This window comes from Micromonospora sp. CA-259024 (assembly GCF_050936255.1).
GTDB lineage: Bacteria > Actinomycetota > Actinomycetes > Mycobacteriales > Micromonosporaceae > Micromonospora.
Map to the genome: position 1 here is coordinate 560,630 of NZ_JBNJND010000001.1, position 22,945 is coordinate 583,574.

Below are 22,945 nucleotides of genomic sequence, written 5' to 3' on the forward strand. Positions count from 1 at the left end.
GGGCGGGGGCTCTCAGCCCGTCCGCGCCACCGGTCGATCCAGCCCTACCCCGAGGCAGGGCGACTATGCACGGCCGCCCATCGCGGACAGCTCGTCCGGATGCGAAGCCGGCAGCAGGTCGCTCAACAGCTCGGTCAGCACACCGAGTCCGTCCGGGCTGAGCACCGACTCCGGGTGGAACTGCACCCCGGCGAAGCCGCGGCCCCGCAGGGCGTGCACGGCACCGTCGTCCGTGTCCCGGGCCAGCTCCACCGGCCCGTACGCGGTCGCCAGCCGGTCCACCTCGGCGCGGGCGGTGAACGTCGAGTAGAACCCGACCCGGCGGGTCCTGCCGAAGAGCCCCACCTCCCGCTGCAACCCCTGATAGGGCGCCTCCCGGCGGTGCAGTGGCAGCCCCAGCAACCCGGCCAGCACCTGATGGCCGAGGCACACCGCCAGGGTGGGACGGCCGGTTGCCAACAGCCCGGACAGCATTCCGCGTAGTGCCGCCATCTTCGGCTCGTCCCGGCTGCCGGGGTCGCCCGGTCCGGGACCGACCACCACCAGGTCGTAGGGGTCGACGGGGCCGCTCGCGTGCCACGGTCGCATGGTCACCGCGAGACCCAACGCGCCCAGTTGGTGGGCCAGCATCCCGGTGAAGGTGTCCTCGGCGTCCACGATCAACGCGCGGCGACCGACCAACCCGGGTAGCCCTGGCGCGTCCGGCGCCCGCTGGTCCAGCCAGAACCGCGCCAGCGGTGCGTTGCGCGCGGCCAGCGCGTCGCGTACCGCCGGGTCGTCGGCCAGCCGCGCGACCGGCCCGCCGCCGCCGGTGGGCGCCGCCGGGCCGAGGCCGAGCGCGGCCAGCACACCGGCGGCCTTGGCGTGCGTCTCAGCCACCTCACCGGCCGCCGTCGAGTGCCGGACCAGGGTGGCGCCCACCGGCACCCGCAGTCGGCCGGTGGGGGAGATCTCGGCGGTACGGATCAGGATCGGGGCGTCCAGCGTCTGCCGGCCGGCCTCGTCATGGCCGAGCAGGGCCAGCACACCGGCGTAGTAGCCCCGGCCCCGACGCTCGTGCCGGGCGATCACCCGGCAGGCGTTCTCCATCGGGCTGCCCGTCACGGTGGGGGCGAACATCGTCTCGCGCAGTACCTCCCGCACGTCACGGGTGCCCCGCCCGGCGAGCAGGTACTCGGTGTGCGCCAGGTGCGACATCTCCTTCAGGTACGGCCCGATCACCTGGCCGCCGTGCTCGGCGACGGTGGCCATCATCTTCAGCTCCTCGTCGAGCACCATGTACAGCTCCTCGACCTCCTTCGGGTCGGCGAGGAAGCGCAGCAGCGCCGCCCGGTCCGGGGTGTCACCGGCGGAACGGAAGGTGCCGCTGATCGGGTTCATCATCACCAGCCCGTCGTCGACGCTGACGTGCCGCTCCGGGCTGGCGCCGACCAACGTCCGTGCGCCGGTGTGCACCACGAAGGTCCAGTACGCGCCGCGCTCGGCGACCAGCAGCCGGCGCAGCGCGGCCAGTGCGGCCACCAGCGGTGGGCCCTGCACGGTGGCGTGCAGGGTGCGGTGGATGACGAAGTTCGCGCCCTCGCCGCGACCGATCTCCTCGACCAGCACCCGCTGCACGGTCCGCGCGTACTCCTCGTCGGTGATGTCGAAGGCGGCGTCGGTGGTGCGGACCGGCTCGTCGGGCAGCGTGGCCAGGGCCTCGGCCAGGGCGATCCGCCGATGCTCGCGAACCTGGAGGCACTCCAGCGGTGCGCCGTCGTCGACGCAGGCGAAGCCGCGCTCGGTGATCTGCCGGTACGGCACGAGGGCCAGCGTCCGCGCCCCGGACGTGCCCGGCGTCAGCGGGATGTCGGCGAGGCGTTCGACGGTGTCGACGGGGCCGGTGAACAGCTCCAGTTCGTCCGCGCCGTCGCGGCGCAGCAGCGCGAAGGGGCCAGGGTCGACACCGTTGGCGACGGCGGCGAGCAGGTCGGTCAGGTGGGTCATCGGAGTCTCCGTCGGGCCGGGGCCGCCGGTGGGGCGGCCATCCGGCCGGGAGATCCGGCGACCGCCTCGATGGCGGCCGCGTGGATGAAGCTACGCGCGGGAGATGGCCGCCGGGTCGGCGGGCCACCAGGAGGTCAGATGCGCGGGCATGTGATCCACCCTACGCGCCCGTCGCCCGGCTGACACCGGGTAATTTGACCGGCGATGAACATTCTCGCGCTCGACCTGGGCACATCCTCGGTACGCGGGCTGGTACTGGACGGGGACACCCGACCGCTGCCCGGCGCCCTGGCCCGGCGCAAGGTCGACCTCGCCATCGGCGACGACGGCACCGGCACGCTGTCCGGTCCCGACTACCTCGCCTCCCTGGTCGAATGCCTGGACGAGCTGACCGACGCGGGGCACCTGCACGATGTCGACCTGGTGGCGGTCTCCGCCCAGTGGCACTCGGTGCTTCCGCTGGACCGTGACGGCGCTCCGCTCGGCCCGGTGATCACCTGGCTGGACACCCGGCCCGCGCCGACCGGCGGTACGGCGGGGCCGGTGGACCCGGACGACTTCCACCAGCGCACCGGCTGCTGGTGGCACCGCTCCTACTGGTCGATGCGGTTGCCCTGGTTGCGTGAGCGGTGCGGCACCCCGATCGCCCGGTTCGTCGGTCTGCCCGAGTACGTGCTGGGCGAGCTGCTCGACGCGGCGCCCATGTCGGTCTCGCAGGCCTCCGGGACCGGTCTGCTGGACCTGCGCACCATGCGTTGGGACGAGGAGGCGCTGACGCTGGCCGGGGCGCGACCGCAGGAACTGCCGGCCCTGGGCGAGCTGGACTGGCACGGTCGGCTCCGGGCCGACAGGGCCCGCCGTTGGCCGCAGCTGGCCCGGGCCCGGTGGTCACCGCCGGTGGGTGACGGTGGAGCGTCGAATGTGGGTTCCGGCTGCGTCGACCCGAGCCGGGCCGCGGTCACCGTGGGCACCTCCGCGGCCGTACGGCTGATGCAGCGCATCCCGGCCGGCGAACCGATGCCGCGGCTTCCCGAACGGCTGTGGCGTTACCGGGTCGACCACGACCACGTGGTGACCGGTGCCGCGTACGCCAACGGCGGCAACCTGTTCGCCTGGGCGGACCGGGAGCTGCGGTTGCCCCGGGGCGCGGAGCTGGACGCGGCGCTGGCGCTGGTGCCGGTGGGCGGCGGCCGACCGGCCGACCCCCGCTTCGGTGGTGACCGGGCGCCCGGCCTGGCACCGGCGGGCACCGGCGAGGTGCGCGGGCTCAGCTTCAGCACCACCTCGGTGGACATCCTGGCCGGGCTGATGCAGGGGTTGTGCGAGCTGGTCGTCGAGGATCTCGTGGTGCTGGAGTCCACGATCGACAAACCGGTCGGTGTGGTGCTCGGCGGGGGTGCGGTGGCAGCCTCGGTGTGGTGGCGGCAGGCCTTCGCCACCACGCTCGCACCGCGACCGGTGTCGCACCAACGCAACCCGGAGATCGGCGCCACCGGGGCGGCGCTGGTGGCGCTGGGCCGGTTTGGTGCCGCGAACCAGCTCGCCGACATCGGCCGGACGGACGAGCTGGTTTTGCCGACCACGACAGGACGTTCCCACCCGCAGTATCCTTCCTGAACCTCCGTGTCGCCCGGGCCGTTGACAGCGCTCCCGAGCCTGGTTGGATGGACTGCGCTCCCCGGACTGCGGTGGACGCGGTAGGACGGAGGAGGCAGGGTGGCGGTAGGTCCCGACCCGGCGAACGGCGCGGTGTCGAACCATCGCCGGCGCCGGTTCGACGTCCGAGTCGTTCCACACCGGCGTCGGTCGCCGTTCCGGTTGCGGGACTGGCGGATGAGCACGAAGCTCGCCACCGTGCTGGTGGTGCCGTCGGTGGCGTTCCTGGTGCTCGCCGGTCTGCAGACCAGCGCGCTGGTGGGGCGGACGACGGCGTTGAACGACTTCTCCCGGCAGGTCGGCATCGGCCGGCAGATCACCGCCGTGGTGGACCAGCTCCAGCAGGAGCGCGACCGCTCCGCGGGGGAGTTGGGTGAGCTGCGCAGGGGCGGCGACCGGGCGGCCACGGCGAGCAACCTGAAGCCGTTGCAGGCTGCCTCCGACCGGGCCATGGCCGACCTGAGTCGGGCGGCCGCGCCGCTGGCGGATGCGGACGCGTCCTGGCGGGTGGCCTTCTCCGAGGCGCAGGAGGCGTACGACCAGGTGATCGATATCCGCCCGGCGATCCCGCCGGCGGTGCTCAGCAGCGACACCATCCTGAGCAACTACCACCGGGCGGTCGGCGCGCTGCTCGACCTGCTCGCCGAGCCGAACCCTGGTCAGGAGCAACCGGCGTTGAACGACGCGGTGCTGCGCTACGTCCAGCTGGCCCGGGTCAAGGAGCTGTCCTCCCGGGTGCGGGCGCAGCTCTACGCCGCCGCCCGCGCCGGCGGGTACGGCACCGAGGACCGGGTGCTCCTCACCGACCTGCGCGCCCAGCAGCTGACCGCGCTCGGCGCGTTCCGGGTGGCCGCGACGACCGACCAGATCCGCCGGTACGACGAGACCTCGGTGGCCCCGATGTTCCTGGTCGCCACCCGGCTGGAGGAACGCAGCCTGCCGGTTGGCGGCGCGTCGCCGGAGGTGTTGCCATCGGAGCAGTGGTGGGCGGCGAGCCAGCAGCGCCAGGAGCTGCTGCGGCAGCTTGAGGCGGGCGTGCTGGACGACGCCGTGCGGCAGGCCGACGATGCCAGCGAGGGTCAGTTGCGGACCACCCTGCTGGTCGTGGGCGGGGTCGTCGCGGTTCTGTTGGTCGCCCTGCTGATCTCGTTGCTCGTCGGTCGGTCGGTGGCCCGGTCGATGCGGTTGTTGCGGAGTCAGGCGCTGCGGATCGCGCAGGTTGAGCTGCCGGATGCCCTGGACCGCCTGAGGACGGTCACCGGCGGGGTGCCCGGCATCGAGGTCGCGCCGGCGGTGGTCCGCTCGCTCGACGAGATCGGGGAACTGGCCGAGGCGTTCGTGGCGGTGCACCGCAGCGCGGTCACGGTCGCCGTCGAGCAGGCGCTCATGCGGCGCAACGTCAACGCGATGTTCGTCAACCTGGCCCGTCGTAGCCAGGTGCTGGTCGAGCGTCAACTGGAGCTGCTGGACGACCTGGAGCGTGAGGAGAGCGACCCGGACCAGCTGGAGAACCTGTTCAAGCTCGACCACCTGGCCGCTCGTATGCGGCGTAACGACGAGAGCCTGCTGGTGCTCGCCGGCACCGACTCCACCCGCCGGTGGAACCGGCCGGTCGGTCTCGGCGCGGTGCTGCTGGCCGCCGCCGCGGAGATCGAGCAGTACCAGCGGGTCCGCATCGAGTCGGTGGCCGACGTGTACGTGGTCGGGCACGCCGTCGGTGAGCTGGTGCACCTGCTGGCCGAGCTGCTGGAGAACGCCACGTCCTTCTCCCGCCCGGACACCGCCGTCGTGGTGACCGCCCGGGTCGAGGCCGCGACCGCGCTGATCGAGATCGCCGACCGTGGCCTGGGCATGAGCCCGGCCGGGTTGGCTGAGGCGAACGCGGTGCTGGCCAGCCCCCCGGCCGCGGACGTCGCGGCGGTGGAGCGGATGGGTCACTTCGTGGTCAGCCACCTGGCCGCCCGGCTGGGCGTACGCGTGCGGCTGGACGGCGGCCAGGACGGCCTGGTCGCCCGACTCTCGTTGCCCGCGGTGTTGCTGGCCCCGGCGGGCGCGGTGGAGCTGGATCCGCCCGCGCCGGCCCGGATGCTGGCGACGAGCGCCACCCAGGGATGGGCCTCGCAGCCCGGGGCCCCCTGGGACGCCGGTGTCCCCGTGCCGGGTGTCGCGGCGCGGGACCTGCCGGTGGCCGGCCGCCCGCCGGGCGTCGCCGTGCCGCGCCAGGCCCGTCCCGTGCCGGTGCGCGCCGAGGACGTGCTGGCCCCGGGCGCTGCCCGCGACGACGGCGGCTGGTGGTCGCGGCAGGGCCCGTCCGCGCCGACGGTGCCCGCGCCCGCGGTGCCGCCGGCCGTCCCGGTGACCGCCGGCACGAATGAGCGCGGGCTGCCGGTGCGGGTGCCCATGGCGCAGTTGTCCGCGGTCACCCGCTCGGCACAACCGGTGCCGGCGGCGACCCGCGATGACCCGGACCCGGAGGCGGTCGGCGGCATGCTCTCCCGGCTTTACAGCGGAGTGCGGCGCGCCGAGGCCGAGGACACCACCGAGATACCCGTGCCACCGTCCGGGGGGCACGACGAAGGGGGACGACGACAGTGACGACGTTGAGCCAGGAGGCGCGTGACCTGAGCTGGCTGGTGAGCGCGTTCGCGGAGCGGGTGCCGGGTGTGGCGCACGCGGTGGTGGTCTCCTCCGACGGGCTGTTGGTGGCGATCTCCGACAACCTGCCCCGCGACAACGCGGACAAGCTCGCCGCAGTGACCTCCGGCCTGATGAGCATCACGGCGGGCGCGGCCCAGATGTTCGACGGCGATGTCGTCAAGCAGACGGTGGTCGAGATGGGCCGTGGCTACTTCCTGGTGATGCAGGTACGCGACGGTTCGATCCTGGCCACGCTGGCGGCCGGGGACGCCGACATCGGGGTGGTGGGTTACGAGATGGCCCGGCTGGCCAAGCAGGCGGGGGAGATGCTCACCCCGGCGCTGCGGGCGGAGTTGCAGCAGGCGTTGCCCCGCTGACGGGTCCGGCCGTGTCCCGGACGGTTACCGGCTCACCGGAGCCGAGCCGTCCGGGCCGGCCGTCCGGGTGGTGCTCAGAAGCCGCCGTCGGCGATGACGGAGCGGTACCAGGTCGCGCTGCTCTTGAGTACCCGCCGCTGGGTCGGGTAGTCCACGTAGACCAGTCCCCACCGCTGGTCGTACCCTTCGGCCCACTCGAAGTTGTCCAGCAGTGACCAGACGTGGAAGCTCTCCAGCGGCACCCCGGCGGTGAGGGCCCGGTGCGCGGCGGCGAGGTGGTCGCGCAGGAAGCTGATCCGACCCGCGTCGTGGACGGTGCCGTCCGTGGCCAGGGTGTCCGGTGTGGGCAGCCCGTTCTCGGTGATGGTGAGCGGGATCGGGCCGTAGTCGCGGGTGACCCGGGTCAGGATGTCGTACATCCCCTCGGGGTAGATCTGCTGCCACTCGGCCTCGGAGGTCGCCCAGCGGTGTTCGGTGCCGCCGTCGGCGGTGACGTAGATGGGCGTGTAGTACTGCACGGCCAGCAGGTCGACCGGTGCGGAGATGATCGCGAGGTCGCCGTCGCGGATGCCCTGGACCATTCGGCTCTGCGGCCCCAGGTCGGCCAGCACGTCCTCCGGGTAGCTGCCCTTGAGCAGGGAATCCAGGTAGAGGCGGTTCTCGTAGCCGTCGTGGAGGCGGGCGGCGGCGGCAGCCTGCGGGGAGTCGTCGGCGGGGTAGCAGGGGTGCAGGTTGAGCGCGGGGCCGATCCGGCTGGCGCTGCCGGTGGCCCGCAGCGCGCCGACCGCGAGCCCGTGCGCGAGTTGTAGGTGGTGGGCGACCAGGTAGGCGGCGTCCGGGTCCTGTCGGCCCGGGGCGTGGTGGCCGATGAGGTAGCCGTTCTGCACCACGGTCTTGGGCTCGTTGACGGTGAGCCAGGCCGGCACCCGGTCGCCGAGGGCCCGGAAGACGGCGTCGGCGTAGTCGGCGAAGCGGTGGGCGGTGTCGCGTGACTCCCAGCCGCCGGCGTCCTGCAGTGCCTGCGGGAGGTCCCAGTGGAACAGGGTGGCCATCGGGCTGATCCCGCGCTCGTGCAGGCCGTCGATGAGCCGGCGGTAGAAGTCGAGCCCGCGCTGGTTCGGCGCGCCGGTGCCGTCGGGCTGGATCCGTGGCCAGGAGATGGAGAAGCGGTAGCTGCGCAGCCCGAGGTCGCGCATGAGGTCGAGGTCCTCGGCGTACCGGTGGTAGTGGTCGGCGGCCACGTCGCCGGTGTCGCCGTTGCGGGTGCGCCCCGGGACGCGGCTGAAGGTGTCCCAGACCGACTCGCCGCGCCCGTCCTCTTTGGCGGCGCCCTCGATCTGGTACGCGGAGGTGGCCGCGCCCCAGCCGAAGTTGTCCGGGAAGCGCAGCGGGCCGGCGGGCCCGGTGGGTATCGACATGGATTCTCCTCATGGATACGGGGCCACCGCCGAGGTTCGGGAGCGCTCCCATGATAGGGCAGGAGCGGCCGGCCCGGTCAGCCGGCCGTCGTGGCGGCCGGCGATGGCGGGTTGCGGCGGTTCGGACCCCGAGCAGCGAACGAGGCCGCCGGGGCGGCGCGGCGCGCCTGTCCCGTCGGCCTCTTTTCCTATCGTGTACGGGGGTTTAGTGTGGGGACGGGGGAGGGCAACCCCCGTCCCCACCGTAACTGCACACACACGGGTGGAATTTGGGTCCTGCCGTGCGTGTCGCGCGGGAGCCGGGCCACGCGAGTGGCTGTGGTTCCACCTCCCTCCAATGGCGGGACGATGGCTGACGGCGGCGTCCGGGCTGGCCCGTCGTCAGCCCTCGGGCTGGTTCCCCGGGCCCGTCAGAGACGTTCCCGGCGATCTTCTAGTTGGAACCTTGTCGATGGAAGCGCTCCCATCGACCGTTGTTGCGACTGTAACGCCCGTCACGCCTTTGTGAAAGACCCAAAACGAGATCGAAACAAGGAGCTGATCCGCCCAACCGTGCGCTTGTTGTGGGAGCGCTTCCATGGCAGACTGTCGATTCAACGCGACAGGAGCCAGACTCGCGTGAGCACGGGTCCGCCGAGGGCAGCCGGCAGCACCACCTCCGGTCACGGTCACCCGATGGCAGCCGGCGGGACCCCCTCCCGCGTAGGCCGCACCGCCCCACCCCGGCCGGGCCCGGGGGAGACCACCTTCCCGGCGCCTCGAATCTCCCGCGGACCACCACCCTCGCGGGCAGGCGCCTCGCCGGGGACCGTCCCGGCCTGGTCCGAGGAGACACCGCGCACATGAGACAACTGGCACGACGCCGTCGAGTGGCGATCATCGCCGCCGCCGCCGCGCTCGCCGTCGGCGGGGTGACCCTGCCCGCTGGCGCCGCGCAGGCCGCACCCGCCTGCGACGTGGTCTATGCGACCAATGACTGGAACACCGGCTTCACCGCCAACGTCACCATCAAGAACCTGGGCGACCCGGTCAGCGGCTGGACGCTCAAGTGGACCTTCCCGACCAGCGGTCAGCGGGTCACCCAGGGCTGGTCGGCCAGGTTCAGCCAGTCCGGCAGTGAGGTCACCGCGACCAACGAGTCGTACAACGGCAACCTCGGCACCGGGGCCTCCACCACCATCGGCTTCAACGGCGCCCACTCGGGGAGCAACCCGAAGCCCACCTCGTTCACCCTCAACGGCACTCCCTGCAACGGCACCCCGGCCAACCAGCCGCCGACGGTCTCCCTCGGCCTGCCGACCGGGCCGTTCACCGCGCCGGCCGACGTGCCGCTGACCGCCACCGCCAGCGACCCGGACGGGACGATCAGCAAAGTCGAGTTCTACCGCAACGGCCTGCTGATCAACACCGACACCACCGCTCCGTACGCCTACACGCAGGAGGACCTGCCGGCCGGCAGCTACACCGTCCAGGCCAAGGCGTACGACAACGCCAACGGCGTCGGGGTCGCCGAGAAGGCGTTCACCGTCACCGCCGCCACCGGCCCGACGCTGGTCGCCACCCCGTCCGCGGTGAGCGTCAACGAGGGTGGCACCACCACCTTCAACCTGAAGCTCAGCGCCGCGCCGACGGCCAACGTGCCGGTCACCCTCACCCGCACCGGCGACACCGATGTCACGGTCTCGCCGGCCACCGTCACGCTGACTCCCAGCAACTGGAACACCGGGGTCACCGTCACGGTCGCCGCGGCGGAGGACACCGACACCGCCGGCGGCACCGCCACCGTCACCGCCTCCGCCACCGGTCTCGCCCCGCTGGCGGTTGCCGCCACCGAGATCGACAACGACACCCCCGGCGGCGACAACGCGTACATAGCGAAGTTTCTCGAGCAGTACGGCAAGATCAAGAACTCGGGATACTTCAGCCCCGAGGGCGTGCCGTACCACTCGGTGGAGACGCTGATCGTCGAGGCGCCCGACCACGGGCACGAGACCACCTCGGAGGCGTTCAGCTTCTGGCTCTGGCTGGAGGCGAACTACGGGCGGGTCACCCAGAACTGGGCGCCGTTCAACAACGCCTGGCTCGTGATGGAGAAGTACATCATCCCGACGCACGCCGACCAGCCGACCGCAGGCTCCGCCGGCACCCCGCAGTACGCCGCGGAGTACAACCTGCCCAGCCAGTACCCCTCGGCGCTGAACCCGAACATCCCGGTCGGGCAGGACCCGCTCCGCTCGGAGTTGCAGTCCACCTACGGCACCGGCGACATCTACGGCATGCACTGGCTGATGGACGTCGACAACACCTACGGCTTCGGTCGCTGCGGCGACGGCACCACCAAGCCGGCCTACATCAACACCTTCCAGCGGGGCACCCAGGAGTCGGTGTGGGAGACCATCCCGCAGCCGTCCTGCGACACCTTCGCGCACGGCGGCCAGTACGGCTACCTCGACCTGTTCGTCAAGGACACCGGAGCGCCCGCCAAGCAGTGGAAGTACACCAACGCCCCGGACGCCGACGCCCGCGCCGTGCAGGCCGCGTACTGGGCGCTGACCTGGGCCAAGGCGCAGAACAAGCAGGCCGATGTGGCGGCCACCATCGCGAAGGCCGCCAAGATGGGTGACTACCTGCGGTACGCCATGTTCGACAAGTACTTCAAGAAGATCGGCAACTGCGTCGGGGCCAGCACCTGCCCCGCCGGCAGCGGCAGGGACTCGGCGCACTACCTGATGTCCTGGTACTACGCCTGGGGCGGCGCGTACGAGACCAGCCAGAACTGGTCCTGGCGGATCGGCTCCAGTCACAACCACTTCGGCTACCAGAACCCGTTCGCGGCCTGGGCGCTGACCAACACCCCGGAGCTCAAGCCGCAGTCGCCGACCGCGGTCACCGACTGGACCAAGAGCTTCGAGCGGCAGCTGGAGTTCTACACCTGGCTGCAGTCCGCCGAGGGCGGCATCGCCGGCGGCGCGACCAACAGCTGGGACGGCAGCTACGCCCAGCCGCCGGCCGGCACCAGCACCTTCTACGGCATGTTCTACGACGTCGACCCGGTCTACAACGACCCGCCGTCCAACCAGTGGTTCGGCATGCAGGCCTGGTCGATGCAGCGGATCGCCGAGCTGTACCTGCAGACCGGCAACGCGAAGGCCAAGGAACTGCTGGACAAGTGGGTGCCCTGGGCGATCGCCAACACCACCGTCGGCACCAACTGGTCGATCCCGTCGGACATGGCGTGGACCGGCCAGCCGACCACCTGGAACCCGTCCAGCCCGCAGCCCAACACCAACCTGCACGTCGAGGTCATCAGCAAGGGCCAGGACGTCGGCGTCGCCGCCGCCTACGCCCGGACCCTGATCGCGTACGCGGCCAAGTCGGGCAACATGGCGGCCAAGGACACCGCCAAGGGGCTGCTCGACGCGCTGTCCGCCGCCAGCGACGCCAAGGGTGTCTCCACCACCGAGAAGCGTGGCGACTACCGGCGCTTCGACGACACCTACAACGCCTCCACCGGGCAGGGCCTCTACGTGCCGCCGGGCTGGACCGGGGAGATGCCGAACGGCGACGCCATCGCCGCCGGCAAGAGCTTCCTCGACATCCGGTCCTTCTACAAGAACGACCCGGACTGGCCCAAGGTGCAGGCGTACCTGGACGGTGGCGCGGAGCCCAGCTTCAACTACCACCGGTTCTGGGCGCAGGCCGACGTCGCCATGGCGTACGCCGACTACGGCAGCCTGTTCCCGAACGGCTGACAGCGACCCGGGGTGGATGGTTGTGCACCGTCCACCCCGGGTTCGGCCGGGTCCGGGATGACGACGGGCCCGACCGGCAGACGGCCTGACACCCACGGTCAGGCCGGGGTGGGCCGGCCATCTGGCCGACGCAGCGGATCGGCCGGCCCACCCCACCGCCCGGACTGGAGCTAGCCGCGAAAAAGCCCAGAAATTCGGGCCGTCACGGGATCACGCCGAAGTCCATGACGGAGTAACGTACGTCACCGGAGAGGCCGCTCCCCCCGTGGCGGCCTCTCCACTTTCTTGCCCACCACCGCCGCGCCCCGCTCGGGTCAGCGGGGCGGTGCGGCCGGGTCTTCGATGAGCGGGTGACGCAGACCCGGGTGCCCTGCCGGCAGCGACCGCCGCAGCACCACCCAGCTCAGTGCCAGCGCCGCGGCGACCAGCGGCCAGGTCAGAGCCACCCGGGCCACCACCAGCGCGAGCACCTGCCCACCCAGGTACAACGGCACGAACACCGCCAGCCGCGCGACGTAGGTCGCCGTCCACACCCAACTGGCCCGGCCGTACCCGCGCAGCAGCGCCGGGTCCCGCCGCCACCGGGAACGCTGGCCCAGCACCGCGCCGACGAGCACACCGAGCAGCGGCCAGCGCACCACGATGCTGACCGCCCAGGCGAGTGCGCTGGCGGCGTTGGAGAGCACCTGGATCAGAAAGAAGTTCTCGGCCCGGCCGGTGCGCACCGCGATCAACGCCGCGACGCAGACGGCCAGCATCCCGATCAGCACCGAGCGGGGCCGGTCACCCCGACGCAGCCGTACGGCGGCCACCACCGCGCCGACGGCCAGCGCCGCGCCGACCCCACCCCACAGCGACTCGCCGCCCAGCAGCCAACCCGCCGCGAACGCCAGCGGCGGCAGGGTGGCATCGATGGCACCGCGTCGCCCGCCCAGCAGATCCGCCAGCGACTCGTCCCGTGCCGACCCTCCCCGGCTCGGGTCGACGCCCGTGCGCTGATCCGGGCCGGGTGAGGCCGGGCCGCCGTCGCGCTTCGATGTTCCGCTCACCACCGCCTCCTCGCCTCCGGCCCAACCTAACCGGCGACGGGCGGCGGGCCACCGGCCGACCGGCCGACACCGGCCGCTACGGTGTGCGGATGCGCGCGACGGCACGGGGTTGGACCGCGGTCTGGTTGGTCGTACTGGCCCTCGTCCAGGCGGCCGCATTCCTCGCCGTGTGGCGGGTGGCCGTGCACAGCGGGATCGGCCAATGGCTGGACACGGTCGCCCTGACCGGCAACCGGATCGGGCAGGACACCATCGACGGCCCCGTCGACCGGATCCTCAACGCGATGTCGGTGGTCTCCCTGCTGGCCGCCACCGCGATGATCGGGTTCATCGCGCTGATCCGGGGGCGGATCGCCCTGGCCATCACCGCGACCCTGCTGATCGCCGGAGCGAACGTCTCGACCCAGCTGCTGAAGCACGGGCTGAATCGCCCCGACTTCGGTCTCGACCCGGAGCGGGCCGCCGTGGGCAACAGCCTGCCCAGCGGGCACACCACCGTTGCCGCGTCGGTGGCGGTGGCGCTGATGCTCGTCCTGCCGCCGAAGGTGCGGGCCGTCGGCGCCTTCATCGGTGCCGGGTATGCCGCCGTCGCCGGTGTCGCCACCCTCTCCGCCGGCTGGCACCGACCCAGCGACGCGGTCGCCGCGTACCTGGTGGTGGGCGTCTGGGCGGCGTTGGCCGGGCTGGTCCTGCTGATCACCCAACGGGAGCAGGCCGAGGTCGCCCCCGGCGACGCGCACCGGGTCGCGGCGCTGGTGCTCGGGGTGGGCGGTGTGCTCGCCCTGGTCGCCTCCGGGCTGGCGCTGTCCTGGCTGATCGACCTGCGTGGCACCGGTCCGGACGAGCTGAGCCGCCGGCCGCTCTTCGTCGCGTACGCGGGCAGCGCCGCCGGGATCGCCGGCACGATGGCCGTGGTGATGGCGCTGGTGCTCACCGTCGTGCACCGGCTCGTGCCCCGGGTCAAGGGCTGAGCCGGCCGATGGACCCGGTCCGCGCGGCGTTCTCCGCCGAGTGCGCGCAGCTCACCGAGATCCTGGCCGAGCTGGTCGACGCCGACCTCGACCGGCCCACCGACTGCCCGCCGTGGAGCGTCCGGGAGTTGATCGCGCACGTACGCACCGGGGTCGGCCGGCTGACCGACATGCTCGCCGCACCCGCCCCACCGCGGGCGGAGGTGGACGCCGCCGGTTATTTCGGCGCGGCGAAGTTCACCCCGGAGGTGGACGCCGACCGGATCGCCGGTGGTCGGCGCGACGCCCGACAGGTGGACCGGGCCGCGCTGGCGAGCGAGTTGGACCAGGCCTGGAGGGCGACCGACGCGGCGGTCGCCGCCGCGCCGCCCGATCGGGTGGTCCGGACCCGACACGGCGACGCGATGCTCCTCACCGAGTTCCTGCGGACCCGGGTCGTCGAGGTGGGTGTGCACGGTCTGGACCTGGCCGCCGCGCTGGGCCGACCGCCCTGGCTCGTCCCGCCCGCAGCCGCGGTCATCGCTGACCTGCTCACCGGTGGACGACCGGCGCCGGCCGGGTTGAGCTGGGATCGACTGACCCTGATCCGCAAGGCCACCGGCCGGGCGGCGCTGACCGCCTCGGAACGGGCCGCGATCGACGCCGCCGGCTTCCGCTGGCTCGCCTTCGGTCGCTGACCCGGCTCGGCACCGGCGCTGCTCGGCACCGGACCGGTCGCGTCAGCTCGCGGAGCGGGGTGCGGGGACGTGCGGGGCGACGCCGCGCAGGTGCGTCAGCACCACCGGGTCGATCCGCCCCGGGACCAGCCGCTCCTCCAGGTTCTCCAGCCCGGCCCAGGAGATCAACGCTGCCTCCGTCCCCTTCTCGGCCACCGGATGGCCCAGCGCATTGAGCAACGCCGCCACCTCCTCGTCGACCGCGCCGCTCAGGTCGAGCAGGGTGGCCGGGTCGGGCCGGCTGAACAGCATGGTGTGCACGGCGAGCAGCCGACCCAGCTCAGCGACCGGGTCCGGGTGGTCGTCGACGCGCAGGTCGACCACCACGTCGCTGGTGCCGCCGTACCCGCCGCCGCGCTCGACCACCAGCAGGCCGGCGCTCTGCCGGCCCCGCCGGTCGCCGCCGGCCTCGTCGCCGGCCCGCAGCGCGGCGACCAGCCGTTCGGCGAACGGCAGCGCCGAGCCGGCCAGCCAGGCGTCGCCCAACGCGTCGACGACCTCCGGGCCGGCAAGGATGTTGCCCTGCGCGGCCCAGCCGTCGCCGGTGCGCCCACCGGCCCACGGATGGCACGCCGGCCCCGTCCAGCTGGCGCCCGGACCGCTGGCCCCCACCACGCCGACCTGGCGGTGCTCCCGCTCGGCGTCGGCGGCGATCAGGCCGGCCACCACGTCAGCGGCGGCCACCCCGGTGCGCAGCAGGGTCAGCCCCTGCGGGCGGTAGGCGAGGTTGACGTGCGCCTGGGTGGCGAGCGCGCCGACCTGGGCCTCCGCGGCCGGCACGAGCGACCCGGCGGCGAGGAACTTGCTGGCAACGACGACGCCGTGCAACCGGCCGTCGGCGGAGCGGGCGACGAGGGAGAAGGTCACCCGCCGAGATTAACCTGCCGCGCCGACATCGCATCGTCACACCTCGATGGCTCAGAATGGTGTCGCTGCCGTCTCCGGTGGGCCGCCGCGCGCCCGCCAGGCGTCGGCGACCGTGACGGCGGCCAGCACCAGCACACCGGCGGCGGTTGCCGCCACGCCGGGCAGAAACAGCAGCGGCACCGCCGATGCCGCCAGCACCAGGATGGCGATCCACCGGGACGGGGAGACCCGCCCGAACACCTCGTACTCGAAGCGGGCCCGGCCGGCCAGGTACAGTGCCGGCCCGCCGAGCACCATGGCCAGCCACGACCCGGGTATCCGGTCCAGCGGATGTTCCATGATCAGCTCGTAGCCGACCGCGGTGGCGGCCAGGCCGATCACCATCACCAGGTGGGTGTCCGCCGCCGACCGGCCGATGTTGGCGGGGTGCCGGGCCTGCGCGACGGCCTCACCCAGGATCTGCCCGGCGCGCTGGAAGTAGATTCGCCACAGCAGGATCGTGGTGGCCAGCGCCAACGCGAAAGCCCCCGCGTGCCCCGCCTCGTACGGCCCCCTGCTGTACGCGAAACCCGCCACGAGGATCGTCTCGCCCAGCGCGACGAGGAAGAACTGCTGGTACCGCTCAGCCAGGTGCTCCCCGGCGATATCCCACTTCGAGATCGTCGAGCGGCCCAGCCCCGGCACCGGCCAGCCGCACCGGCCGGCCACGTACTCGATGGCCAGCGCCAGCGTCCACGACATCACCTGCGCGTTCGTCGGCAGCATCGACCCACCGATCCAGAACACGCCGCTGGTGGCGTACACCACCGCCATCCGTATCTTCAGCCGGCGGTACGGATGCGGCCCGAGCGCGATCGACAGGATCACCGGCCGCGACACCTGCGCGACCACGTACGCCACCGCGAACATCAGCCCGGTCTGGCTGAACGCCCGGGGGATCGCCACTCCCATCACCAGACTGCAGACCAGCGCGGTCATCACGACGATCTGCAGCGGCGCCCGGTACGGGTCGTAGCGGCTGGTCGTCCATGCCGTGCCCTGCCAGAGGGCCCAGAGCGCGAGCAGCAACAGCAGCGTCTTGCCGCTCCCGGTGACCACCGACCAGCCATGGGCCCGACCCGGCTCCTGGGTGAGGTCCTCGAACGCGCGTGCGGAGATGCGGGTGAGCGCGAAGACGTACACCAGGTCGAAGAAGAGCTCCAGGAAGGTGGCCCGGCCCGGTTCGCCCGCCGCGGATAACGGCTCCAGGCGTCCCGCTGCCCTGGAACCCACGGTCAGCGGCCTGCGCTGTCGGTCCGGTCCACCTCGAAGTGGTAGCACCATCCGTTGGCCCGGACGGCCGGAAACCGGCGATTCTGCCCACTACGGGGATCTTGCTCGGGTGCCGTGTCAGCGGGCACGATCGATCGGTGACGAATCGATGGGGCATGACGGTACCGCTGGGCGGCATCCCACTGGCCGACCACGACGCGGTCTACGCGACGCTCGACCGGGCCGGGTTCACCGACGTCTGGTCGTCCGAGGTCGCCGGGACCGACGCGTTCACCCCGCTGGCGCTCGCCGCGGCCTGGCAGCCCCGGCTGCGGCTCGGCACCGCGATCACGCCGGTCTTCACCCGGGGCCCCGGGCTGCTGGCGATGAGCGCGGCGGCGTTGGCCGAGGCCGCGCCGGGCCGGTTCTCGCTCGGCATCGGCGCGTCTTCGCCGGTGCTCGTACGGGACTGGAACGCGGTGCGGTTCGACGAGCCGTTCCGGCGCACCCGCGACGTCCTGCGTTTCCTGCGCGCCGCGCTGCGCGGCGAGACGGTCGACGAGGTCTACGACACCTTCACCGTGCGGCGGTTCACGCTGGAACGACCGCCGGCCGTGCCGCCGCCGATCCTGCTCGCCGCGCTGCGTCCCGGGATGCTCCGGCTCGCCGGCGTGGAGGCCGACGGGGTCATCCTCAACTGGCTCAGCGCCGACGACGTGCCACGCGCTCTCGCCGAGCTGGGCGAGCGGCGTGCCGGGTTCGAGGTCGCCGCCCGGATCTTCGTCTGCCCCACCGAGGACGCCCAGTACGCCCGTACGCTGGGCCGCCGGCTGATCACCAGTTATCTCACCGTCCCGGCGTACGCCGAGTTCCATCGTTGGCTCGGCCGCGACGAGGCGTTGGCGCCGATGTGGGCGGCATGGGCCGCCGGTGACCGGCGCGGCGCCAGCGCGGCGGTACCGGACGAGGTGGTCGACGCACTGGTGCTGCACGGCTCACCGGAGCGGTGCCGCGCACAGGTGCGCCGTTACGCCGACGCGGGTGTCGACGTGCCGGTGTTCGCGCTGCTACCCACCCCCGAGATCACGGCCGGCGGCGCGGCCGCACTGACCACCCTCATCGCCCAGCTGGGCACCGATCCGGTGGGAGTGTCCGCGTGAACCTCACCGACCGGATCGTGGTGATCACCGGTGGCGCCGGTGGCATCGGGGCGGCCCTGTCGCGGCGGTTCGCCACCGAGGGCGCCGCCGCCGTGGTGATCGCCGACCTGGACGCCGACGCGGCCCGCGCGGTGGCCGAGGGCATCGGCCCGGTCGCGCACGCCGTCGCCGTCGACGTCACCGACGAGGAGCAGGTCCGCGAGCTGGTCGCCGACACCGAGATGCGGTACGGCCGGATCGACCTGTTCTGCGCCAACGCGGGAGTGACCACCGGCGGGGGAGTGGAGGTCGACGACGCCGGCTGGGACCGGGCGTGGCGGGTCAACGTGCTCGCGCACGTCTACTCGGCCCGTGCGGTGCTGCCCGGAATGCTCGCCCGGGGCGGCGGGCACCTGCTGCACACCTGCTCGGCGGCGGGTGTGCTGACCGCGGTGGGCGACGCCGCGTACACCGCGACGAAGCACGCCTCGGTGGGGTTCGCCGAGTGGCTGGCCATCACCTACCGGGACCGGGGCATCCGGGTCAGCGCGCTCTGCCCGCAGGGCGTGGACACTCCGATGCTCGCCGCCGGGATCGTGGAGGGGCACCTCGGCGCCCGGGTGATCGCCGCGTCCGGTGCGGTGCTCACCCCGGACCAGGTCGCCGACGCGACCATCGCCGGGCTGGCCGAGGAACGCTTCCTGATCCTGCCGCACCCGGAGGTCGCCGACTACGCGCGCCGCCGCGCCGAGGACCCGGACGGTTGGCAGGCCGGCATGCGCAAGCTGGTCCGACGCCTGACGCTGAACACCTGAACTGAGCGCGAGGGCGGTCCCCCGGCTGCGGGAGTGCCTTCCCCTCCGCCGGGGAGGAGGAGTGCGTCCGTCACCCCAGATCATGTGGTTCATGAATATCGGTGTGTGGTCGCGCTGTGTGGGCGCCGGCATGCGCCGTCCTCCCCTCGCAGATCGGAGCACTCATGAGCCTCACCGACTCTGACCGCGCCTGGGCCGCCGCTCCGTCACCCTGGGCCGTCTGGGCCGCCTACGCCGTCCCGCTCTGCGTCCTGCCGTCGGCGGACTGGCGACTGTCCCTCGTGTTCACCGAAGATGCCGCCACCGCGTGGTACCTTGCCCTCCTGTCGGTCCTGTCGATGGGCCTGGCCCTGTCGACACTCGGGCTGGTGCATCGCTGGGGACAACAGGTGCCGCGCTGGGTGCCGCTGCTCGGGGGCCGGTCAATCCCGGCGCGTCCAGTCGTGCTCACCGCGCTGGCCGGCGGCTCGTTGCTCGTCGCCATCTGCCTGTATGGCTTCTTGAACAGCAGGTTCCATTTCGTGGAGCGCGGTTGGGTGGGGATAGGCCGCGACGAACCGGCACACCCGGCTCCGGGCTGGGAGGTGCTGCGCTACTACGCCCCGTTGGTCGTATGGGGACCCCTCGTCATGGCCGTGGCCGCCAACTACGGCCGCCGCGCCACCCAGGCCCGCTCCCCCCGGACCTGCCCCCGGTGATGCCCCCAGACCTGCCCCCGTGATCAAGAGGTTTGCGTCAGGAATGGACCCGGACGTGACGCAAAGCTCTTGATCACCGGGGGGACCGGCGGGCGCGGCGCAGCGGGGACGGGTGGATGGACCAGAGCAGGCGGCGCCACCGGGGACGGGCCGCCCGCAGCGTCGCCACGTAGTCGGTCGCCAGCTCGGCCGCCCGAGCCGCCTGGTCCGGCGTCGCCGCACCCGGGGCGAAGCCCACCCGATTGAGCAGCTCCGCCAACTCGTCGACGGTCGCGTCCGGTGCCGTGGCCCCCTCCACAACAGCGACGCCGCTGCCCGAGGCATCGCGGGCCTCGGCCAGGGCCTGCCGGGCGTGCCCGGCCACCTCGGTGGCCGCCAGGTCGTCACCGACCGGTCGGCCGGCCAGCCGTAGCGCGTCGGTGACCTCCCGCCAGGCGCCGGCGATGCGTTGTCCGGGGTCACCCCGGACCAGTCGGGTGCGGGTGAGGGAGCGGCGCATCGCCAGCAGGGTGAGCAGCAGCGCCCCCACCAGCAGCAGCAGGCCTCCGCTGCCGCCAGCGATCAGCACCCCGGTCGGGACGCCGTCGGTGTCGGGCGGTCCGCCGGGGGCGGCGACCGGCTCGGGCGACGCGGTCGGCTCGGCGGTGGGCTGTGGCGCCTCCGACGGCGGCGGGTCCTCCGGCGTCGGGCGGAAATCCTCCTCCACCGGTCTCGGCTCATCGTTCGGGCGGGGCAGCGGGTCGAACGCCACCCAACCGAGCCCGTCGAAGAGCACCTCCGGCCAGGCGTACGCGTCGCCGGCCAGCACCGGCCCCTGCCCGCTGGCCCGGAAACCCACCACCACCCGGGTGGGCAGCCCGGAGAGCCGGCCGAGCACCGCGAACGCCGCCGCGAACTGCTCCGAGGTGCCCTCCTGGCCGCCGCCGTTGCGGGGCCCGAACAGGAAGAAAGCCAGATTCGGGTACGCGTGCCCGCTCGGCGCGTCCGCCACCACCCGGTAGTGCTCGGCCAGGAACTGCTCGATCGCCGACGCCCGCGCGAACGGCGCGCCGTTCTCCTCGGCGAGCTGCGTGGCCAGCCGGCGCATCGGGTCGGGCACCCCGTCGGCGACCCGCAGCACCCGGGCCACCTCGTCACCGGCGGGCACGTTCGCCGTGGCCAACAGGTTCGAGTCCGGGTGCTCCTCGGCGGAGGTCACCGTGTACCGCAGCCCCGGCGTCAACCCCTCCGGCCGGATCAGCGTGCCGCTCGCCGGGTCGTACGCCACGCGCGCGCCACTGACCTCCCGGGGTGTGGCCACGGCGGGCAGGAGCCGACCGCTCAGCTCCGCCACGATGATCTGCTGGCGGACCGTCTCCACCGTGCTGTCCCGGGGTGGCGTGGCGGCCGGCAGGATGCGACCGGCGTTGCGGTACGTCGCGCCGACCCGCCAGGTCACCCCGTCGTAGTCGCTGAGCACCGCCAACCGGATCCGCACACTGCCACCGTCGTCGTCCGTCGCCGGTCCGTCGTCGGTGGACGGCCCGTTGCTCGGCGCGATGTCACCAGGTGCCCGGGCCTCCGCGTGCTCCGTGCTCACGTCGAGAAGCTTCTGCTCCGGGCGCAGCGCCCACCCGGAGATCCGAATCAGCGGGTTCTCGTCGAGCGTCTGCACCTGCGGCGGCTCCACGTACCGGCGTGGGTCCACCGGTCGGCCGTCCACCTGGTCGGCGACGACCGGGGCGAGCAGCGCCACCAACCCGACCACCAGGGCCACCCCGAACGCCGCACTGGTGGCCAGCCGGAGCCGCACCGCCGCGCGTACCCGGGGGGTCAGCCCGGCGGTCGGATCGCCGGTGGACGGCGCGGTACGGGCCGGGGCCGCGAGGCCGACCGCCGCGACCGCGACGAACACCAGCGTCGCCCCGAGCGCCGGCTCGGCGTTCGGGCCGACCACGTAGAGGGCGGCGGCGTAGAGCCCCGCCGCCGGCAGGTAGCCCAGCAGCACCCGGCCGGTGCGCAGCGCCACCTCCGCACCCGCCAGCCCGGCCAGCCAGGCGGCGACAACGGGCACCAGCACCGTGTCCGGTGTGGGCTCCACCGGAATCATCGCGGTGAGCAGGCGAGGGATGCCGTTGCGAGCGGCGTCGGCGGTGACCTCCAGCAGACCGCCCGGCAGGTCCGCGCGGGTGGCGGCCAGCCGCAGCGACCACAGTGTCCAGCCGGCCATCGCGGCGACCGACACCGGTGCCACCAGCCAGGACGGCAGCCGCCGGGCGGCCACACTGACCAGCACCGAACCGGCCGCGGCACCGATGACCAGCCAGGTCAGCAGCTCACCCGCGTACACCCGGCCGAGGACCACCCCGGCGAGCGCGGTCAGCCCGATCAGCGCCAGCGGGACGACGGCCGCCCGCAGCACCCGCACGGCGCGCGTCACCACCGGCGTACCCCGTCCCACTCCGCGGCGAACTGCGCGCCGTCCGCCGCGTCGACGACCACCAGGCCGGCGGCGCCCGGCGGCGTCGGCTCGGCCGCGCCGAACACCCCGACCACCACCGACGGGTACGCGCCACGCAGCGCCCCGACGTGCCCCAGCTCGTCGCGGCCACCCGGCCCGGTCAGGAAGATCAGCGTGTCACCGAGCCGGTCCTGCCGTAGCCGGGTGGTGGCCGCGCGCACCGCGTCACCATCGCCGGACAGGTCGGCGGCGGCGAGCCGGTCCAGCGGCCCGAGCGCGGAGCCGACGGCCGCCTCTGCGCCGGGTGTCCCCGGCTCAGCCGGCGCGTCCGGCTCCGCGGCGACCAGCAGCAACAGCACCGGCAGGTCGGCGCGGTGCGCGGCGGTGACGATCGACGCCGCCGCCTCACAGGCCGACTCGAACGACTCGGCCACCCCGGCGACCCGCTGCGGGTGGGCGGCGGCACGGTTGTCCAGCAGGACGACCAGGCGCGGCAGGCTGGTGTCCACGTTCTCCCGCACCATCAGCTCACCCACCCGGGCGCTGGTCCGCCAGTGCACCCGGCGCAGCTCGTCGCCGACCACGTACTCCCGCAGTGAGTCGAACGTGATCGACCCGTGGGGGACTCCGTCGACCCGGCCGTCGAGGCTGCGCCCCGCTCCGGTGGGCACCGCCGTCAGCGGGTGGATGCGGGGGTGCACCCAGACCGGCACCGCCGCGCCGTACGGGCGGGCCAGCGCCACCAACCCCAGCGGGTCGCGCCGGGTCACCCGCAGCGGTCCGACCGGCACCACCCCACGGCGGTGGGTCGGCACGTCGTAGCGGACCTCGGTGTCCCGGCCGGGCCGCAGCCGCAGCACCGGCACCGGCACGCTCCGCTCCCCGCACCGGTCCTCGGCCAGCAGGTTCGCCGATCGCAGCCGGCCGGTGTTGCGCACGGTCAACGTCATGCTCGCCGGCTCACCGCGCGCCACCCGGTCCGGGTCGGCACGGCGGGTCACCGTCAGCCGGGGCCGCCAGGCCGCGACCAGTGCGGCGTAGCCGACGGCCGCGCCGGCCGCCGCGCCGAGCAGCGTCAACTCGGGGTACGCGAACCGGAAACCCGCCCCCAGCAGAATGACGGCGGCGACGAGCAACCCGACCCCACGGGCGGTGATCCCCATACGGCTGCTG

At 73.3% G+C, this 22,945-nt stretch carries 16 protein-coding genes; 9 read left to right on the top strand and 7 right to left on the bottom strand.

All coding sequences use genetic code 11. From position 1 onward, the window contains the following. Positions 1-63: 63 nt before the first annotated feature. Positions 64-1,986 carry an anthranilate synthase family protein gene (locus ACQEUX_RS02520; RefSeq protein ID WP_433040468.1) on the bottom strand — a complete coding sequence of 641 codons (1,923 nt, stop codon included), beginning with the start codon at positions 1,984-1,986 and terminating at the stop codon, positions 64-66. Between the two features lie 204 nt (positions 1,987-2,190). Between ACQEUX_RS02520 and ACQEUX_RS02525 the strand changes: the two genes are divergently transcribed. The 3 genes from ACQEUX_RS02525 to ACQEUX_RS02535 all read left to right on the top strand — a co-directional run bounded on the left by ACQEUX_RS02525 (position 2,191) and on the right by ACQEUX_RS02535 (position 6,656). After that, a complete protein-coding gene (locus ACQEUX_RS02525; protein ID WP_433040471.1) occupies positions 2,191-3,603 on the top strand; it encodes an FGGY family carbohydrate kinase in 1,413 nt (470 codons plus the stop codon). A 99-nt stretch (positions 3,604-3,702) separates the two neighbouring features. Beyond that, positions 3,703-6,237, top strand: coding sequence for a nitrate- and nitrite sensing domain-containing protein (locus tag ACQEUX_RS02530; RefSeq protein ID WP_433040474.1), 2,535 nt, complete (start codon positions 3,703-3,705; stop codon positions 6,235-6,237). Next, a complete protein-coding gene (locus ACQEUX_RS02535; protein ID WP_252418275.1) occupies positions 6,234-6,656 on the top strand; it encodes a roadblock/LC7 domain-containing protein in 423 nt (140 codons plus the stop codon). Before ACQEUX_RS02530 ends, ACQEUX_RS02535 begins: the two co-directional genes overlap by 4 nt. 74 nt (positions 6,657-6,730) lie before the next feature. Here the strand turns inward: ACQEUX_RS02535 and ACQEUX_RS02540 are convergent, their stop codons facing one another. Next, on the bottom strand, positions 6,731-8,074 hold the full coding sequence (locus ACQEUX_RS02540; protein ID WP_433040478.1) for a GH1 family beta-glucosidase: 1,344 nt from the start codon (positions 8,072-8,074) through the stop codon (positions 6,731-6,733). Between the two features lie 851 nt (positions 8,075-8,925). Between ACQEUX_RS02540 and ACQEUX_RS02545 the strand changes: the two genes are divergently transcribed. Further along, positions 8,926-11,826: a glycoside hydrolase family 48 protein gene (locus ACQEUX_RS02545; RefSeq protein WP_433049542.1), complete on the top strand. Its 2,901-nt coding sequence runs from the start codon at positions 8,926-8,928 to the stop codon at positions 11,824-11,826. A 314-nt stretch (positions 11,827-12,140) separates the two neighbouring features. Here ACQEUX_RS02545 and ACQEUX_RS02550 read toward each other — a convergent pair whose 3' ends face one another. Continuing rightward, complete coding sequence (locus tag ACQEUX_RS02550) at positions 12,141-12,773, bottom strand: DUF3159 domain-containing protein (protein ID WP_433049545.1); 633 nt, start codon at positions 12,771-12,773, stop codon at positions 12,141-12,143. Positions 12,774-12,958: 185 nt separating this feature from the next. On the opposite strand from ACQEUX_RS02550, the gene ACQEUX_RS02555 reads away from it, so the two are divergent. Both ACQEUX_RS02555 and ACQEUX_RS02560 read left to right on the top strand, forming a co-directional pair. Continuing rightward, positions 12,959-13,846, top strand: coding sequence for a phosphatase PAP2 family protein (locus ACQEUX_RS02555; protein WP_433049548.1), 888 nt, complete (start codon positions 12,959-12,961; stop codon positions 13,844-13,846). 8 nt (positions 13,847-13,854) lie between these two features. Continuing rightward, positions 13,855-14,523, top strand: coding sequence for a maleylpyruvate isomerase N-terminal domain-containing protein (locus ACQEUX_RS02560; protein WP_433040481.1), 669 nt, complete (start codon positions 13,855-13,857; stop codon positions 14,521-14,523). Between the two features lie 42 nt (positions 14,524-14,565). Here the strand turns inward: ACQEUX_RS02560 and ACQEUX_RS02565 are convergent, their stop codons facing one another. Continuing rightward, the gene (locus ACQEUX_RS02565) at positions 14,566-15,429 is read right to left on the bottom strand and encodes a DUF1028 domain-containing protein (RefSeq protein ID WP_433040484.1); all 864 of its coding nucleotides are present in this window, start codon (positions 15,427-15,429) and stop codon (positions 14,566-14,568) included. 51 nt (positions 15,430-15,480) lie between these two features. Beyond that, the gene (locus ACQEUX_RS02570) at positions 15,481-16,701 is read right to left on the bottom strand and encodes a low temperature requirement protein A (protein WP_433040487.1); all 1,221 of its coding nucleotides are present in this window, start codon (positions 16,699-16,701) and stop codon (positions 15,481-15,483) included. A gap of 155 nt (positions 16,702-16,856) precedes the next feature. Between ACQEUX_RS02570 and ACQEUX_RS02575 the strand changes: the two genes are divergently transcribed. From ACQEUX_RS02575 to ACQEUX_RS02585, 3 genes are all read left to right on the top strand, one after another. After that, the gene (locus ACQEUX_RS02575) at positions 16,857-17,840 is read left to right on the top strand and encodes an LLM class F420-dependent oxidoreductase (RefSeq protein WP_433040490.1); all 984 of its coding nucleotides are present in this window, start codon (positions 16,857-16,859) and stop codon (positions 17,838-17,840) included. Then, on the top strand, positions 17,837-18,634 hold the full coding sequence (locus tag ACQEUX_RS02580) for an SDR family oxidoreductase (protein WP_433040493.1): 798 nt from the start codon (positions 17,837-17,839) through the stop codon (positions 18,632-18,634). The genes ACQEUX_RS02575 and ACQEUX_RS02580 overlap by 4 nt, the downstream gene beginning before the upstream one ends. A 164-nt stretch (positions 18,635-18,798) precedes the next feature. After that, positions 18,799-19,332 (top strand): hypothetical protein, encoded by a 534-nt coding sequence (locus tag ACQEUX_RS02585; protein ID WP_433040496.1) that lies wholly within the window; start codon positions 18,799-18,801, stop codon positions 19,330-19,332. A gap of 73 nt (positions 19,333-19,405) precedes the next feature. Here ACQEUX_RS02585 and ACQEUX_RS02590 read toward each other — a convergent pair whose 3' ends face one another. Together ACQEUX_RS02590 and ACQEUX_RS02595 are read right to left on the bottom strand one after the other, a co-directional pair. Continuing rightward, positions 19,406-21,772: a transglutaminaseTgpA domain-containing protein gene (locus ACQEUX_RS02590; protein WP_433040499.1), complete on the bottom strand. Its 2,367-nt coding sequence runs from the start codon at positions 21,770-21,772 to the stop codon at positions 19,406-19,408. After that, complete coding sequence (locus ACQEUX_RS02595; RefSeq protein WP_433040502.1) at positions 21,748-22,935, bottom strand: DUF58 domain-containing protein; 1,188 nt, start codon at positions 22,933-22,935, stop codon at positions 21,748-21,750. Before ACQEUX_RS02595 ends, ACQEUX_RS02590 begins: the two co-directional genes overlap by 25 nt. Positions 22,936-22,945 lie beyond the last annotated feature (10 nt).

Coding starts and splice junctions, on each gene's coding strand:
- ACQEUX_RS02520 (WP_433040468.1), bottom strand. CDS start 1,986: ATGACCCACCTGACCGACCTGCTCGCCGCCGTCGCCAACGGTGTCGAC.
- ACQEUX_RS02525 (WP_433040471.1), top strand. CDS start 2,191: ATGAACATTCTCGCGCTCGACCTGGGCACATCCTCGGTACGCGGGCTG.
- ACQEUX_RS02540 (WP_433040478.1), bottom strand. CDS start 8,074: ATGTCGATACCCACCGGGCCCGCCGGCCCGCTGCGCTTCCCGGACAAC.
- ACQEUX_RS02560 (WP_433040481.1), top strand. CDS start 13,855: ATGGACCCGGTCCGCGCGGCGTTCTCCGCCGAGTGCGCGCAGCTCACC.
- ACQEUX_RS02575 (WP_433040490.1), top strand. CDS start 16,857: ATGACGGTACCGCTGGGCGGCATCCCACTGGCCGACCACGACGCGGTC.
- ACQEUX_RS02585 (WP_433040496.1), top strand. CDS start 18,799: ATGAGCCTCACCGACTCTGACCGCGCCTGGGCCGCCGCTCCGTCACCC.
- ACQEUX_RS02595 (WP_433040502.1), bottom strand. CDS start 22,935: ATGGGGATCACCGCCCGTGGGGTCGGGTTGCTCGTCGCCGCCGTCATT.